Source organism: Aureimonas ureilytica DSM 18598 = NBRC 106430, from assembly GCF_000382705.1.
Taxonomy (GTDB): Bacteria; Pseudomonadota; Alphaproteobacteria; order Rhizobiales; family Rhizobiaceae; genus Aureimonas; species Aureimonas ureilytica.
The window spans coordinates 486,718-500,189 of sequence record NZ_ARQE01000001.1; the positions used below are offsets into that span (position 1 = coordinate 486,718).

Here is a 13,472-nt window from a genome sequence, read left to right on the forward strand (position 1 = left end):
ACCTCTGCGCCGATGACCTGTTCGCTCACGCCTTGGCCCCGCGCTTGCCGAAGCCGACCAGCGGCGCGGCTGTCTCGTCCAGCGGCCAGCGCGGGCGCACGGGGGCCGAGAGCGGGTCGGCGAGGCCCGCTTCCAGCCGTTCCAGCCCGGCATAGGCGATCATCGCCGCGTTGTCGGTGCAGAGCTTCAGGGGCGGCGAGACGACGCGAACGCCGTGCCGCGCCGCCGCCTCTTCCAAAGCCGCGCGGATTTCGCCATTGGCCGCGACGCCGCCGGCCACCGCCAGCGCCGGATCGGCCAGGTCCGGATAGGCCGCGCGGAAGCGGGCGAGCGCGAGCGTCACGCGGTCCCGCACGCTTTCCGCCGCCGCGCGCTGGAAGCCGGCGCAGAGATCGGCCACGTCCTGTTCGCTGAGCGGCGCATGGGCGAGGGCGATCTGGCGCACCGCCGTCTTGAGGCCGGAAAACGAGAAGTCGAGCCGCTTTTCGCCGCGCAAGGGGCGGGGCAGGTCGAAACGTCCCGCATCGCCCTTCCGCGCCATGCGCTCGACGCTCGGACCGCCGGGATGTGGCAGTTCCAAGAGCTTGGCGGTCTTGTCGAAGGCCTCGCCCAGCGCGTCGTCGATCGTCGTGCCCCAGCGCTCGTACTGGCCGAGGCCGGAAACGAGAAGGATCTGCGTGTGGCCGCCCGACACGAGAAGCAGGAGATAGGGATAGGCCAGCGCGTCCGTCAGCCGGGGTGTCAGCGCGTGGCCTTCGAGATGGTTCACCGCCAGAAAGGGCAGGTCGCGCGAGGCGGCGATGCTTTTTCCCACCAGCGCCCCGACGATCAGCCCGCCGACGAGGCCCGGCCCGCTGGTGGCGGCCACGGCGTCGATCCGGTCCAGAGTCACGCCCGCTTCCGCGAGCCCCGCTTCCACCACGCCGCCGATGCTCTCGGCATGGGCTCTCGCGGCGATCTCCGGCACCACGCCGCCGAAGGCCGCGTGTTCCTCGATCTGGCTGAGAACGACATTGGACAGGATCACCGGCCGCCCGTCGCTCCCGCGCCCGACGACGCTCGCCGCCGTCTCGTCGCAGCTCGTCTCGATGCCGAGAACGAGCGGCCGAAGGTCGGGGGAGGGGGGCGAAGCGGAGGCGGACAAGGGCTGGCTTTCGACGGGCGGGCAGGGCCGCACAGGGCGTTCCCCCGCGAATTAGCGATTCCCGGTTGGTTTCGCCAGCGCTTCGCGTTTAGAGCTGGGGTCAAAACCTCGCGGGGTCGGCTGGCCGGATCTTTCCGTCGCTCTCTTCATCGCGAATGCTCGCCGATGCCGCCGGCATCGACTGTGCTTCGCTCCTCGTGATCGAACGAAAATCTCTCGACCTTCCTCCGCCCGGAGGTTTCGTCCCCAGCTCTTAGACCGTCTCCAACTTCAGGAAGGCCGGCCCATGACCCAACCCATCCGCATCGGCACGCGCGGCAGCCGTCTGGCGCTGGCGCAGGCAGAGGAAGTGCGCGCGCGCCTCATGGCGGCGCACGATCTGCCCAGTGACGTCTTCGCGATCACGGTGATCTCCACCTCGGGCGACCGCATCCAGGACCGCGCCCTGTCGGAAGCGGGCGGCAAGGGGCTCTTCACCAAGGAGATCGAGGAAGCGCTTCTGGATGGGCGCATCGATCTGGCGGTTCATTCCTCCAAGGACATGGCGACGCTCGTGCCGGACGGGCTCGCGCTTGCCGCCTATCTGCCGCGCGAGGACGTGCGCGACGTCTTCATCGGGCGCACGGTGCGGCGCATCGCCGATCTGCCCGAAGGGGCGCGGGTTGGCTCGGCCTCGCTGCGCCGGCAGGCGCTCCTGCGGCGCATCCGGCCCGATCTCGAACTCGTGATCTTTCGCGGCAATGTGCAGACGCGCCTCGCCAAGCTGGAAGCCGGCGAGGTCGAGGGCACGCTTCTGGCGCTGGCCGGGCTGAAGCGGCTCGGCGACGAGGCCGTGGCCTGCGAGATTCTCGACGCCGAAGGCTTTCCCCCCGCGCCCGGCCAGGGGGCGATCTGCATCCAAATCCGCGAGGGCGACGCGCGCATCGCCGCGCTCGTCGCGGCCATCGACCATGCCGACACGCATGGCGTGCTCGCGGCCGAGCGAGCCTTTCTCGCCGTGCTCGACGGGTCCTGCCGCACGCCGATCGCCGCCCATGGCACGCTGGAGGGCGATCATTTCCGCTTTCACGGGATGATCCTGACCCCGGACGGAACGCGGATGCACGAAACGCGGGTCGAGGGCACGCGCGCGGAAGCCCGGCAGATGGCCGAGGACGCGGCGCTGCGCCTCGTGGACGAGGCGGGCGCGGCCTTCTTCGAGGGCTGGCGGCGCTGAGCGGGGCCGCTCCTCCTCCAGGAAGCCCGCGCCTTCTCGTCCTGCGCGAGCGCGAGGACGCGGACGCCACGGCCGCGCATTTGAGGGAGGCGGGTTTCGAGCCCGTGCTCCTGCCCTTGAGCGAAACGCGGCTTCTCGACCCGGCGCCGCCCGAAACCCATGTCGCGGGCCTCATCGCCACGAGCCGCCATGCCGTGCCGTGGCTACGGCGGCATTTTGGCGGAAGCGGGCACCCGGTTCTGGCGGTGGGGGAGGCGACGGCGTCGCGGCTTCGCGACGGCGGGTTCCGCCAGGTGATCGTCGGACCGGGGCGGGCGGGCGATCTCGCGGCGCTGGCCGCGAGCCTGCCGATCGCGCCCGGCGCGCGCTTTCTTCATGCGGCGGGCCGGGTTCGCCTGTCGGATCTGGACGCGGGGTTCGCGGCGGCCGGACTGCCGCTGGACGTGGCGGAGGTCTACGACACGGTGCCGCGCACCGTCTCGCCGGAGGAGCGGGCGCGTCTGCGCGGCGAAGCGGGGACGATCGCCGGCGCGCTTCTCCTGTCGCGCGGGCAGGCGCGCGGGTTGGACGCGCTTCTGCGCGAGGAAGGGGCGCCCGGCGAGGGCCTCACCTTCTTCTGTCTTTCCCGCGCGATCGCGCTGGAACTTTCGCCGCAGTTTGGAAAGAATGCGATCTGGGCCGACCATCCTTCGCTTGCGTCTCTGATCGAGACGATCAAACGGTGGAACGGGCGGCTCGGTCGATAATCTTTTCGTTGCAGCTTGCGCGCCGCACGCTAGATCAGGGCGTTGACTCGTCCGAGACATCGGCCGAAGGGAATCCGGCTGGGGCCGGCCGGTTCGCCAGCCACCCAGCCGCCATGGGATGCGACATGAAGGAGTTCTCGGATGGCCAATCGTCCGCGCCGGTCCAAGCCAGGCGCACGACCGGAAACCACGATCGACCTCGAGGCCGGCCGGATCGCCAAGGCCGGGGGCGCTGAGGACGGCACGCAGACGGGCTCCCTGCCGGAGGCCGAACAGGACGAGACGGTTTCGATGAACGACACGACCAAACCCGGCGAAGCCGCTCAAACGCCAGGGTCCCAGACACCGGACGCCAAGACGCCGAGCGCCAAGACGCCGGTCGCTGCCACGGACGGGGCGAAGACGCCCGAGACCACGGTCTCCGCTGCGGCGACGCCCGAGGAGCGGCACGAGGACGCGCTGATTTCCGCGACGGTGGACGACGCGGCCGAGCGCGAGCGCAAGAACGAGATCGCCACGGGCATCGCCTCGGCCGACGCGCTCGCCGGCGGCGAGCCGGTTTCGACCTCGACGCCATCCGCGCCGCTGGGCACGACGGATGGCGGCGAAACGCCGGCCGATCCGCTTCTCTCCGACGCAGCGCGCTCCGACGAGGCGACGCTCGGCGAGACCGGCGAGACCACGGCCAAGGACGGCACGGAAGCCGGCCCGACCGAGGCCTTCGCGCGCGACGAGGGCTTTGCCGGCAAGCGGCGCGATCTCGGCGAGTTCGAGGACGACGAGACGGTTCTGCCGGCCGCCCACCCCGAGCCGGCCGGCCCCGATCCGCTGACCTCCAGCCCCTATCATGCGGCGGCCGGCACCTCGCCGACCGACCATCGGCCGGGCTTCGGTCCGCTCCTCGGCGCGGGCCTTCTCGGCGCGGTGATCGCGCTCGGCGGCGGCGCGGCCCTTCTTTATTCGGGCGCGGTGCGCCCGCCCGCCGCCCAGACGCCCGCCGTTTCCACGACGCAATTCGCGCCGGCCGGCGAAGTGCAGAAGCTCACCGGCGACATCGCCACCCTGCGCGGCACGGTGGAGCAGCTCCAGTCGGCCCAGGCGGCCGGCGGCGCGGGCACGGGCAATGTCTCGCGCACCGAGTTCACCCAGCTGACCGACCGCGTCACCGCCAACGAGCGCTATGCGCAGGCCAATGGCGATTCCGCCGCCGCCGCGGCGAAGGCCGACGAGGCCGCCACCGCCGCGCGCGACACGGCGAGCGAAGCGCTGAACACCGCCAACGCGGCGCGCGACACGGCCCAGAGCGCCCAGCAGACGGCGCAGAGCGCCCAGCAGGCCGCGCAGAGCGCGCAGCAGGCGGCGACCAGCGCCCAGACCGCCGCCAACGAAACGCGCGACACGGTGAACAGCCTCGGCCAGCGCGTCGACGCGATCGAGGAATCCAACCGCCGCGCGGCGACCGCCCTGTCGGCCGCCGGGCTGAAAAGCGCGATCGACAGCGGCCAGCCCTTCATGCAGGAGCTGGAGCGCTTCGCGCAGGCGAGCGGCAACAATGGCGACGCGGTGAACTCGCTGCGCGACTTCGCGGCCTCCGGCGTTCCGACCATTTCGGCGCTCGACCGCGAATGGAACGAGGCCGAGACGCGCATTCTCACCTCGCTGCGTCCGGTGGATTCCACCGCCGATGTCGGCACGCAGGTTCTCTCGGGGCTTCGCTCGCTCGTCACCGTGCGCCCGGCCGGCTCCAGCGTCTCGCCCGAGACGCAAGGGCCGGAAGCCACCGTGGCCCGCATGGACGAGGCGCTCGACAAGGGCGACTTCGCCGCCTGGCTGAAGGAGTGGGACACGCTGCCCGACGCCGCCAAGAGCGCCTCGAAGGACTTCGCCGACAAGGTTCGCGCCCGCGCCAATGCGGACGACCTGATTCGCCAGACCATCAACAGCGCCGTCGGCGCTTCCGCGTCGCAGGGCTGACATGCTGCGTATTCTCGCATTCTTCCTCGTCGTTCTCGCGGGTGGCCTCGGCTTCGCCTGGCTGGCCGACCATCCCGGCTCCGTCTCGATCCTCTGGCAGGGCCAGGAGGTCGGCACGAGCTTCACGGTCTTCGTGATCCTGCAGCTCGCCCTCGTGGTCGCCGCCGTGCTCCTGTTCTGGCTGGTGCGCGGCTTCTTCAAGGCGCCGGATCGCGTGTCGCGCTTCTTCGCAACGCGCCGCCGCGACAAGGGCTACCGCGCCCTCTCGGCCGGCATGATCGCCGCCGGCGCGGGCGACGCCGTCATGGCGCGCCGCCTCGTCAAGCAGGCGCAGAAGCACCTGTCCAACCGCCGCGAGCCGATGGTTCGCTTCCTCGACGCGCAGACCGCGCTGATCGAGGGCGACCACGCCAAGGCGCGCTCGATCTTCGAGACGCTGGAAGGCGATCCCGACACCCGCCTCGTGGGTCTTCGCGGCCTGTATCTCGAAGCCGAGCGCCTGGGCGACCGGGACGCGGCGCGCTCCTATGCCGAGCGGGCCGTTCGCATCGCGCCGCATGTGCCCTGGGCCGGCGGCGCCGTGCTCGACCTCAAGGCCGCGCAGGGCGATTTCGACGGCGCGCTCGCCATTCTGGAAGCGCAGCGCGACTCGCGCCTCGTGGACAAGGCCGAAAGCCGTCGCCTGCGCGCCGTGCTCCTGACCGGCAAGGCGCAGGAGCTGGCCGACAGCGATCCGGCCGGCGCCAAGACCGCCGCGCGCGAGGCACAGAAGCTCGCGCCCGATCTCGTGCCCGCCGCCGCGATCGCGGCCCGCGCCATGATCCGCCTGAACGAGCATCGTCAGGCGCAGAAGGCGCTGGAAGCGGCCTGGAAGGCCAATCCGCATCCCGAGCTCGCCGCGCTCTACATCCACCTCTGGCCGGGCGACGGCGTCGCCGAGCGCTTCAAGCGCGCGCGGCATCTGTCGAGCCTCCAGCCGGGCCATGTCGAATCGCGCCTGGCGCTCGCCCGCGCCGCGCTCGACGCCCGCGAGTTCGGCACGGCCCGCGTCGAGGCCATGGCGGCCGCCGAGAGCGCGCCGCGCGAATCGGCCTATCTCCTCCTCGCCGATATCGAGAACGCCGAGACCGGCAACGACGCGCTGGTGCGCCAGTGGATGAACCGCGCGCTTCATGCGCCGAAGGACCCGTCCTGGAGCGTCGACGGCGCCCCGGCGGAGGAATGGCGCGCGGTGTCGCCGACCACGGGGCGTCTCGACGCCTATACGTGGAGCGTGCCGGACGAGGGCGATCCCGAACTCGTGCAGCGCGTCGGCCGCATGTTGCGCGGAATGCAGCCCGCGCCCAACACCGACCCGAACCGCCGCGTCTTCATCGACGCGCGCCTGCCGCCCGAAGAGGAGCCCAAGGCGCCCGAGGGGCTCGACAATGGCGAGCCGCCGCTGGAGCGCACCCCCGCTTGAGGGCAAACGGCAACAGATGACGAAGGACGGCCCGGAGCACACCCGCTCCGGGCCGTTTTCGTTTGCGCGAGGCTCTCTTCCCAAGCGAAATGAAATGAACCTCGACCCCGCGAAGTCGTTTGGGAGAGGGGCCGAGCGCCCCCGACCCGACCCGACCCGACCCGACCCGAACCTTCCCGAGCCCGGACGCCGCCCATGCTGGACGCCTTCAAGGATTTTCTTCGCAACCTGTCGGGCGGGCCGACCGGCGGCTCCGCCGGCGAGGACGATCCCCTGGTCGCGGCCGCCGCGCTTCTCTTCCATGTGGGCGAGGCGGACGGCACGCTGACCGAGGCCGAGGGCGCCAAGCTGCGCGAGCTTCTGATCCGGGAATACCGGCTCGACCCCTGGCGCGCCGAGCAGGTGCGCCGCGCCGGCCGCGAAGCCGATGCCGAGGCCGTCGATCTCTTCCGCTTCACCCATGTCCTCATGCGCCATTGGAGCGCGGAGGAGCGCGTGCGCTTCGTGGAAGTCCTGTGGGAGATCGTCTTCGCCGACGGCGAGGTCCACGAGCTGGAGGACAACACGATCTGGCGCGTCGCCGAACTCCTCGGCGTGTCCGGGCGCGACCGGATGCTCGCCAAGCGCGAGGCGCAAAGCAAGGTCCAGACGCCCCCCGTGCAGACGGCCAAGGTACAGACACAAGAGCATGGATGATCTTCCCTTCTCCCGCCCGCAGAGCGCCGCGCCGCTGAAGCGCTTCGTCCTGCGCGATGCCGGCGATAGCAGGCCGGTTCTGGTGGTCCTTCATCAGGAAACCTCGACGCCCGGCCGCGTCGGCCAGATCCTGGAGGCGGCCGGCGTGCGGCTCGATATCCGCCGTCCGGTGCTGGGCGAAACGCTGCCCGCAACGCTGGACGGGCATCGCGGCGCGGTCGTGTTCGGCGGGCCGCCGAGCGCCAACGATCAGGAGCCGCATCTGCGTCAGGAGATCGACTGGCTGGAAATTCCGCTGAAGGAGGATCGCCCGTTTCTCGGCATCTGCCTGGGCGCGCAGATGCTCGCCAAGCATCTCGGCGCGACGGTCGGCCCGCATCCCGACGGGCTGGTCGAGGTCGGCTATTATCCGGTCACGGCCACGGCGGAGGGTCGCGCCATCATGCCGGGTTGGCCCGGCATGGTCTATCAATGGCACCGCGAGGGCTTCACCCTGCCGCACGGGGCGACGCTTCTCGCCGAGGGCACGACCTTTCCCAACCAGGCGATGCGCTACGGCGCGAACGCCTATGGCGTGCAGTTCCACGCCGAGCTGACGCTCGCCATGCTGCATCGCTGGACGACGCATGGCCATTCGCGCCTGTCGCTGCCGGGCGCGCAGGCGCGGCGCGAGCATTTCAGCGGCCGTGCGATCCACGACGCGCCGGTGAAGCGCTGGCTGGAGCAGTTTCTGGGCCTGATCTTCGGCCGCGAGGCGAGCGGCGAAACGCTGGCCGAGGGGCCGCGCGGCTGACGGGTCAGCGCGTCAGGTCCGCCGTCGCGCAGGAGAGCACGGCGATGAGGTCGGCCGGCGCGATCTCGATCTGCAGGCCGCGCTGGCCGCCGTTCACGACGATCGTCTCGAAGAGGAGGGCCGTCTCGTCGAGAAGCGTCGGCACGGGCTTGCGCTGGCCGAGCGGGCTGATGCCGCCGACCTTGTAGCCGGTCAGCCGCTCGGCATCGGTGGGTTTCATCATGCGGGCCGACTTGCCGCTGAGCGCCGCCGCGAGCTTCTTCATGTTGGCCTCCTCGTCGGAGGGCAGGATCGCGCAGACCGGCTTGCCGTCGAGCTCGGCCATCAGCGTCTTGAACACCTGCGAGGGCGAGCGGCCGAGCGCCTCGGCGGCCTGCAAGCCGACGCGCTCGGCATTGGGGTCGTAATCATAGGTCAGAAGCGCGAAGGGGCGCCCGGCTTGCGACAGGGCCTTGGTGGCCGGCGTGGTCTTGGACATGGCGTTCGGTCTTCTCGGGAAGGCTCCGCGATCGGCCGGCGCACGGTTCGGCGCGGCCCTCGCGCCCGCAGTCTAGAGGCGGGTGCCCGCGCCTCTCAAGCGCGACGGCGACACCCTTTGCCCAGAAAGCGGGTGAGCAAGGGCGGCCTTCGCCTTTACGCGGGCTTTGCACAAGCCAGTGTATGGAGAAGGTCGAGACCGAACCCCGCGGCGCGCGCCCGCAATTCTTTGAAAGAAGACGAGGCTCCATGTCGACCTACGACCTCATCGTGATCGGTAGCGGCCCATCCGGCCGCCGGGCCGCCGTGCAGGCCGCCAAGCTCGGGCATTCCGTGCTCGTGGTGGAGCGCAACCGCCGCGTCGGCGGCGTGTCCGTCCACACCGGCACGATCCCGTCCAAGACCATGCGCGAGACGGTGCTGAACCTTTCGGGCTGGCGCGAGCGCGGCTTCTATGGCCGCGCCTACCGCGTGAAGCAGGACATTTCGGCCGCCGATATCCAGGCGCGCATGAGCAAGACGCTGGAGCACGAGGTCGACGTGCTCGACCACCAGTTCGCCCGCAACGGCGTCAAGGTCATGCGCGGCGTGGCCTCGTTCCGCTCGCCGCACGAGATCGTGGTGCGCAACGAGGGCGAGGACGAGCGCGTCGTCACCGGCCGGTTCATCCTGATCGCGGTCGGCACCAAGCCCTTCCGCCCGGATTACGTGCCCTTCAACGGCACCAATGTCTTCGATTCCGACGAGATCGTCTCGCTGCCCAAGCTGCCGCGCTCCATGACGGTGATCGGCGCGGGCGTCATCGGCGTCGAATATGCCACGATCTTTTCCGCGCTCGAGGTGCAGGTGACGCTGGTCGAACCGCGCGCCACCTTCCTCGACTTCGTGGACAAGGAGCTGATGGAGGATTTCGTCCACGACCTGCGCGACCGGAACCTGTCGCTGCGGCTCGGGGCAGAAGTCACCAAGATCGAGTTCGACGCCAATGGCCGCCCGGTCTGCCGCATCGCCACCGGGCGCGACGTGACGAGCGACATGCTGCTCTTTGCCGCCGGGCGCATGGGCGCGACCGACAGCCTCAATCTCGAAGCCGCCGGGCTGGAGGTCGATCGGCGCGGGCGCATCAGCGTCAACGAGAAGACCTTGCAGACCGCCGTGCCGCATATCTACGCGGCGGGCGACGTGATCGGCTTTCCCTCGCTCGCCTCCACCTCGATGGAGCAAGGGCGCCTCGCCGCCTGCCACGCCTTCGGGCTCCAGCCGCCGCCGCCGCCCGAGTTCTTCCCCTATGGCATCTATTCCGTGCCGGAAATCTCGACGGTCGGCATGAGCGAGGAGGACGTGCGCAAGCGCGGCATTCCCTATGAATGCGGCATCGCGCGCTTCCGCGAGACCTCGCGCGGCCACATCATGGGCCTCGACCGGGGCATGATGAAGATGATCTTCTCCAAGAAGACCCGCCGTCTTCTCGGCGTCCATATCGTGGGCGAGGGGGCGACCGAGCTGATCCATATCGGTCAGGCCGTTCTCAACCTGAAGGGCACGATCGACTATTTCATGGACAACACGTTCAACTATCCGACGCTCGCCGAGGCCTACAAGATCGCCTCGCTCGACGCCTGGAACCGCGCCTTCGCCCATGCCGCCGAGCCGCCGGTGGCCCCGGTGTCGGGCGAGGACGAGATGGTTCACTGACGCCCCGCGCCATGGGCCGACCCTCATGAAAAAAGGCCGGGACGCCTCGCGCCCCGGCCTTTTTCGCATCGTAGCTTGCGGAGGCCGGCCGGCCCCCAACGCCTTTGTTAGTAGAGCGGCACCGCGCCGGTCAGCACCGCGCCGGCGAGCATGAGGCCCGCCAGACCCGCCGCCCAGGGCAGGGCGAAGCGCTGCAAGGCGCCGGTTTCCACCTCCGACAGGTTGGTCAGGACGTAGAGCGCGGGCACGAGCGGGCTCAGCATGTGCATGGGCTGGCCGACCAGCGAGGCGCGGGCGATCACTTCGGGCGCGATGCCATAGGCGCGCGCCGCTTCCGCCAGAACCGGCACCACGCCGAAATAGAAGGCGTCGTTCGACAGGAGGAAGGTAAAGGGGCCGCTGAGGACCGCCGTGATCAGCGGAATGAAGTTTCCGGCCGATTCCGGGATCAGGTAGATGACGCTTTTCGCCAGCGCGTCGGTCATGCCCGTGCCCTGGAGAATGCCGGTGAAGACGCCGGCGGCGAAGATCACCGCCACGACCGACAGCGCGCTGCCGGCATGGGCCTCGATGCGCTCGCGCTGCTCGCGGATGCCGGGGAAGTTCACGGTGATGGCGATCGCGAAGGCGATCATGAACATCAGCGCCAGCGGCAGGACGTCGGCCACGAGCAGGACGAGCAGCGCCGCCGTCAGGACGAGGTTGAACGCCTGAAGCCAGGCGGGGCGGGCGACCACGGCGCGGCGCGAGGCCAGGATCTGGCTCATCGGCGTTTCCTCGCTATCGGGCACGATGCCCGGCAGGGCGGCGAGGCGGCGGCGCTCGATCAGGCCGAAGCGCGCGGCAATGAGGACCGCGCCGCAGCAAGTGAGGAGAATGGCCGGGATCAGCGGCACGAAGACCTGGCTCGGCTCCAGATGCAGCGAGGCCATGACGCGCGCCGTCGGCCCGCCCCAGGGCGCGATGTTGATGATGGCGTTGGGCAGGATCGTCACCGCCGGCAGGATCAGTGGCCGGATGCCGAGACTGCGATGCAGCGGCATCATGGCCGTGACGCAGATCAGGAAGGTGGTGGAGCCGTCGCCGTCCAGCGACACGACCATGGCGAGGAGCGTCGAGCCGACGATGACGCGAAGCGGATCGCCATGGCAGACCCGCACCACGAGCCGCACCAGCGGATCGAACAGGCCGACATCGATCATCAGGCCGAAATAGAGAATGGCGAAGAGCAGCAGCGCGGCGGTCGGCCCGATACGCTTGATGCCCTCCAGAACCATGTCCGGGATCATCGGGCCGAAGCCGCCGATGAGCGCGAAGGCCATGGGAATGAGGATGAGCGCGATCAGCGCGGACAGGCGATTGCTCATGACCGCCGTCATGAAGACGGCGATCATCGCATAGGCGAGGAAGGTCAGCATGGTCGTTTCGTTGTGAGCATCGGGCGAGGGGAGGTCCCGCCGGGACGCAAGGGATGGAGAGGCGGTGCGCACGCGGCGCCTCACGGACGCGTTACCGGATATTGGCGCGCCTAACCATCCTCACATCGCCTTTTTTCGACGCCTCGCGTGTCCCGCCGGCGCCCGTCGTCCGTAGCCCTGCGACCGGCCGCCTGCCGCCCTATTCGCGCGCGGCGAGGCTGCGGGCCTGGCGGAGCTGCGGGAAGGCGAGGCTCCAGATGCCGGCGACCGCGACGGTCGCGAGGCCGCCCACCACGACGGCGGGCACGGCGCCGATCCAGGCGGCCATGAGGCCGGCGCGGAATTCGCCGAGCTCGTTGGACGCGCCGACGAAGATGCCGTTCACCGCGTTGACGCGGCCGCGCACCTCGTCCGGCGTCCAGAGCTGGAGCAGCGTTTCGCGGATATAGACCGAGATCATGTCGGCCGCGCCCATCAGGGCGAGCGCCGGGATCGACAGCCAGGGCGTGGTGGACAGGCCGAACACCGCCGTGAACACGCCGAACAGGGCGACGAACAGGAACATGATGTGCCCCGCCCGGTCGCGCACCGGATGGGCGGCGAGCCAGGCGGCCGTCAGGATGGCGCCGACGCCGGGCGCGGCGCGCAAGAGGCCGGCGCCCCAGGGGCCGACGCCCAGAACGTCATGCGCGAAGACCGGCATGAGCGCCACCGCGCCGCCGAGAAGCACGGCGAAGAGATCGAGCGAGATGGCGCCGAGCACGACCTTTTCGCGGAAGATGAAGCGGAAGCCCGCCACCACCGTCTCGAAGCTCGCCGGCTCGCCCGTCGTGTGCTGGCGCGGCGCGGAGATCGACAGGACGAGGCCCGCGCCGAGCAGGAACAGCACCAGCGCCGTGCCATAGGCGATGTCGGGCGACAGGCCGTAGAGAAGACCGCCCGCGACCGGACCGACGATCGAGGCGACCTGCCAGGAGGAGGAGTTCCAGGCGACTGCGTTGGCGAGCTCGTCCTTGCTCACGAGATTGACCACGAGCGAGGAGGCGGCCGGGCCGAAAAAGGCGCGCGCGATGCCGAAGACCACGAGAATGGCGAAGACCGGCACGGGCGAGACGAGGCCCGTCAGGGTGAGGAACAGAAGCGCCGCCGCGCCCGCGCCTTCCACCAGGGTGGACAGGCCCATGATCCAGCGCCGCGAATAGCGGTCGGCCACCGAGCCGGTGACGAGCACGAGCAGGAGCGCCGGCAGGAACTGGCAAAGGCCGACCAGCCCGAGATCGAACGGATCGCGCGTCAGCGCATAGATCTGCCAGGTGACGGAGACCGAGACGATCTGCACCGCGAAGGCGGCGAAGAACCGGGCCAGCCAGTAGCGCAGAAAGCGGCGGTTGCGAAAGGCGGCAAAGCGATCGTCGGTCGGCGTGTGGACCGGGGCGTCGTCGGACGGGGGAAGGGAGGGCGCGTCGTCGCTGGACATCGTGGCTCCGGCCGTCTTTTCCTTATCAGTGGCGCGCATCGGCGGGGCGCGGTGCGAGGAAGCGCCGCGTGGTCGGACATGCGGACAGGAAGGGAAGGGGCCGCCTTTCGAAGAAATCGGGAAACAGCGCATCACCGGCCGGCGCACCCTCCGGAGAACGGACGGGCACCCCTGCGGCGCGCGGGAGCGTGACCGCCTCTCCTTCCGGGGATCGCGACCGCGAAAACACAGTCACGAGCGGAGGCCTTGCGTCAAGTCGCCCGAAGGCAAGGCTTACGAAGTTTTCTCGGGGCCACGCATCCAAGACGGCCTTTGCGTGTCCCGCAGCGCGGCGCGCCGCTCCGACGGGCCGTTCCCCCTTCGAGCCGAGGCGG

At 70.2% G+C, this 13,472-nt stretch carries 11 protein-coding genes; 7 read left to right on the top strand and 4 right to left on the bottom strand.

The window, feature by feature from the left end; all coding sequences use genetic code 11:
* Positions 1-25 precede the first annotated feature (25 nt).
* Entirely contained in the window at positions 26-1,144 is a 1,119-nt protein-coding gene (gene tsaD, locus B146_RS0102320; RefSeq protein WP_019994800.1) for a tRNA (adenosine(37)-N6)-threonylcarbamoyltransferase complex transferase subunit TsaD, read from the bottom strand.
* A 286-nt stretch (positions 1,145-1,430) separates the two neighbouring features.
* Between tsaD and hemC the strand changes: the two genes are divergently transcribed.
* The 6 genes from hemC to B146_RS0102350 all read left to right on the top strand — a co-directional run bounded on the left by hemC (position 1,431) and on the right by B146_RS0102350 (position 8,031).
* Positions 1,431-2,360, top strand: a complete 930-nt coding sequence (hemC, locus tag B146_RS0102325; protein ID WP_019994801.1) for a hydroxymethylbilane synthase — start codon at positions 1,431-1,433, stop codon at positions 2,358-2,360.
* Positions 2,361-2,401: 41 nt separating this feature from the next.
* The gene (locus B146_RS27510) at positions 2,402-3,106 is read left to right on the top strand and encodes a uroporphyrinogen-III synthase (RefSeq protein WP_280512691.1); all 705 of its coding nucleotides are present in this window, start codon (positions 2,402-2,404) and stop codon (positions 3,104-3,106) included.
* 141 nt (positions 3,107-3,247) lie between these two features.
* Positions 3,248-5,080, top strand: coding sequence for a hypothetical protein (locus tag B146_RS0102335; RefSeq protein ID WP_019994803.1), 1,833 nt, complete (start codon positions 3,248-3,250; stop codon positions 5,078-5,080).
* Position 5,081: 1 nt separating this feature from the next.
* Positions 5,082-6,542: a heme biosynthesis protein HemY gene (locus B146_RS0102340; RefSeq protein ID WP_019994804.1), complete on the top strand. Its 1,461-nt coding sequence runs from the start codon at positions 5,082-5,084 to the stop codon at positions 6,540-6,542.
* A 195-nt stretch (positions 6,543-6,737) separates the two neighbouring features.
* Complete coding sequence (locus B146_RS0102345) at positions 6,738-7,238, top strand: tellurite resistance TerB family protein (protein ID WP_019994805.1); 501 nt, start codon at positions 6,738-6,740, stop codon at positions 7,236-7,238.
* Positions 7,231-8,031 carry a glutamine amidotransferase gene (locus B146_RS0102350; protein ID WP_019994806.1) on the top strand — a complete coding sequence of 267 codons (801 nt, stop codon included), beginning with the start codon at positions 7,231-7,233 and terminating at the stop codon, positions 8,029-8,031. Before B146_RS0102345 ends, B146_RS0102350 begins: the two co-directional genes overlap by 8 nt.
* A gap of 4 nt (positions 8,032-8,035) precedes the next feature.
* Here the strand turns inward: B146_RS0102350 and ybaK are convergent, their stop codons facing one another.
* Positions 8,036-8,509: a Cys-tRNA(Pro) deacylase gene (ybaK, locus tag B146_RS0102355; protein WP_019994807.1), complete on the bottom strand. Its 474-nt coding sequence runs from the start codon at positions 8,507-8,509 to the stop codon at positions 8,036-8,038.
* A gap of 248 nt (positions 8,510-8,757) precedes the next feature.
* Between ybaK and sthA the strand changes: the two genes are divergently transcribed.
* Positions 8,758-10,203, top strand: a complete 1,446-nt coding sequence (gene sthA / locus B146_RS0102360) for a Si-specific NAD(P)(+) transhydrogenase (protein ID WP_019994808.1) — start codon at positions 8,758-8,760, stop codon at positions 10,201-10,203.
* 107 nt (positions 10,204-10,310) lie between these two features.
* Here the strand turns inward: sthA and B146_RS0102365 are convergent, their stop codons facing one another.
* Positions 10,311-11,621: a CitMHS family transporter gene (locus B146_RS0102365; protein WP_019994809.1), complete on the bottom strand. Its 1,311-nt coding sequence runs from the start codon at positions 11,619-11,621 to the stop codon at positions 10,311-10,313.
* Positions 11,622-11,820: 199 nt separating this feature from the next.
* On the bottom strand, positions 11,821-13,098 hold the full coding sequence (locus B146_RS0102370) for an MFS transporter (RefSeq protein ID WP_019994810.1): 1,278 nt from the start codon (positions 13,096-13,098) through the stop codon (positions 11,821-11,823).
* Positions 13,099-13,472 lie beyond the last annotated feature (374 nt).

Coding starts and splice junctions, on each gene's coding strand:
- B146_RS0102370 (WP_019994810.1), bottom strand. CDS start 13,098: ATGTCCAGCGACGACGCGCCCTCCCTTCCCCCGTCCGACGACGCCCCG.
- ybaK (WP_019994807.1), bottom strand. CDS start 8,509: ATGTCCAAGACCACGCCGGCCACCAAGGCCCTGTCGCAAGCCGGGCGC.
- B146_RS0102340 (WP_019994804.1), top strand. CDS start 5,082: ATGCTGCGTATTCTCGCATTCTTCCTCGTCGTTCTCGCGGGTGGCCTC.
- B146_RS0102345 (WP_019994805.1), top strand. CDS start 6,738: ATGCTGGACGCCTTCAAGGATTTTCTTCGCAACCTGTCGGGCGGGCCG.
- B146_RS0102350 (WP_019994806.1), top strand. CDS start 7,231: ATGGATGATCTTCCCTTCTCCCGCCCGCAGAGCGCCGCGCCGCTGAAG.
- B146_RS0102335 (WP_019994803.1), top strand. CDS start 3,248: ATGGCCAATCGTCCGCGCCGGTCCAAGCCAGGCGCACGACCGGAAACC.
- hemC (WP_019994801.1), top strand. CDS start 1,431: ATGACCCAACCCATCCGCATCGGCACGCGCGGCAGCCGTCTGGCGCTG.
- B146_RS0102365 (WP_019994809.1), bottom strand. CDS start 11,621: ATGCTGACCTTCCTCGCCTATGCGATGATCGCCGTCTTCATGACGGCG.
- sthA (WP_019994808.1), top strand. CDS start 8,758: ATGTCGACCTACGACCTCATCGTGATCGGTAGCGGCCCATCCGGCCGC.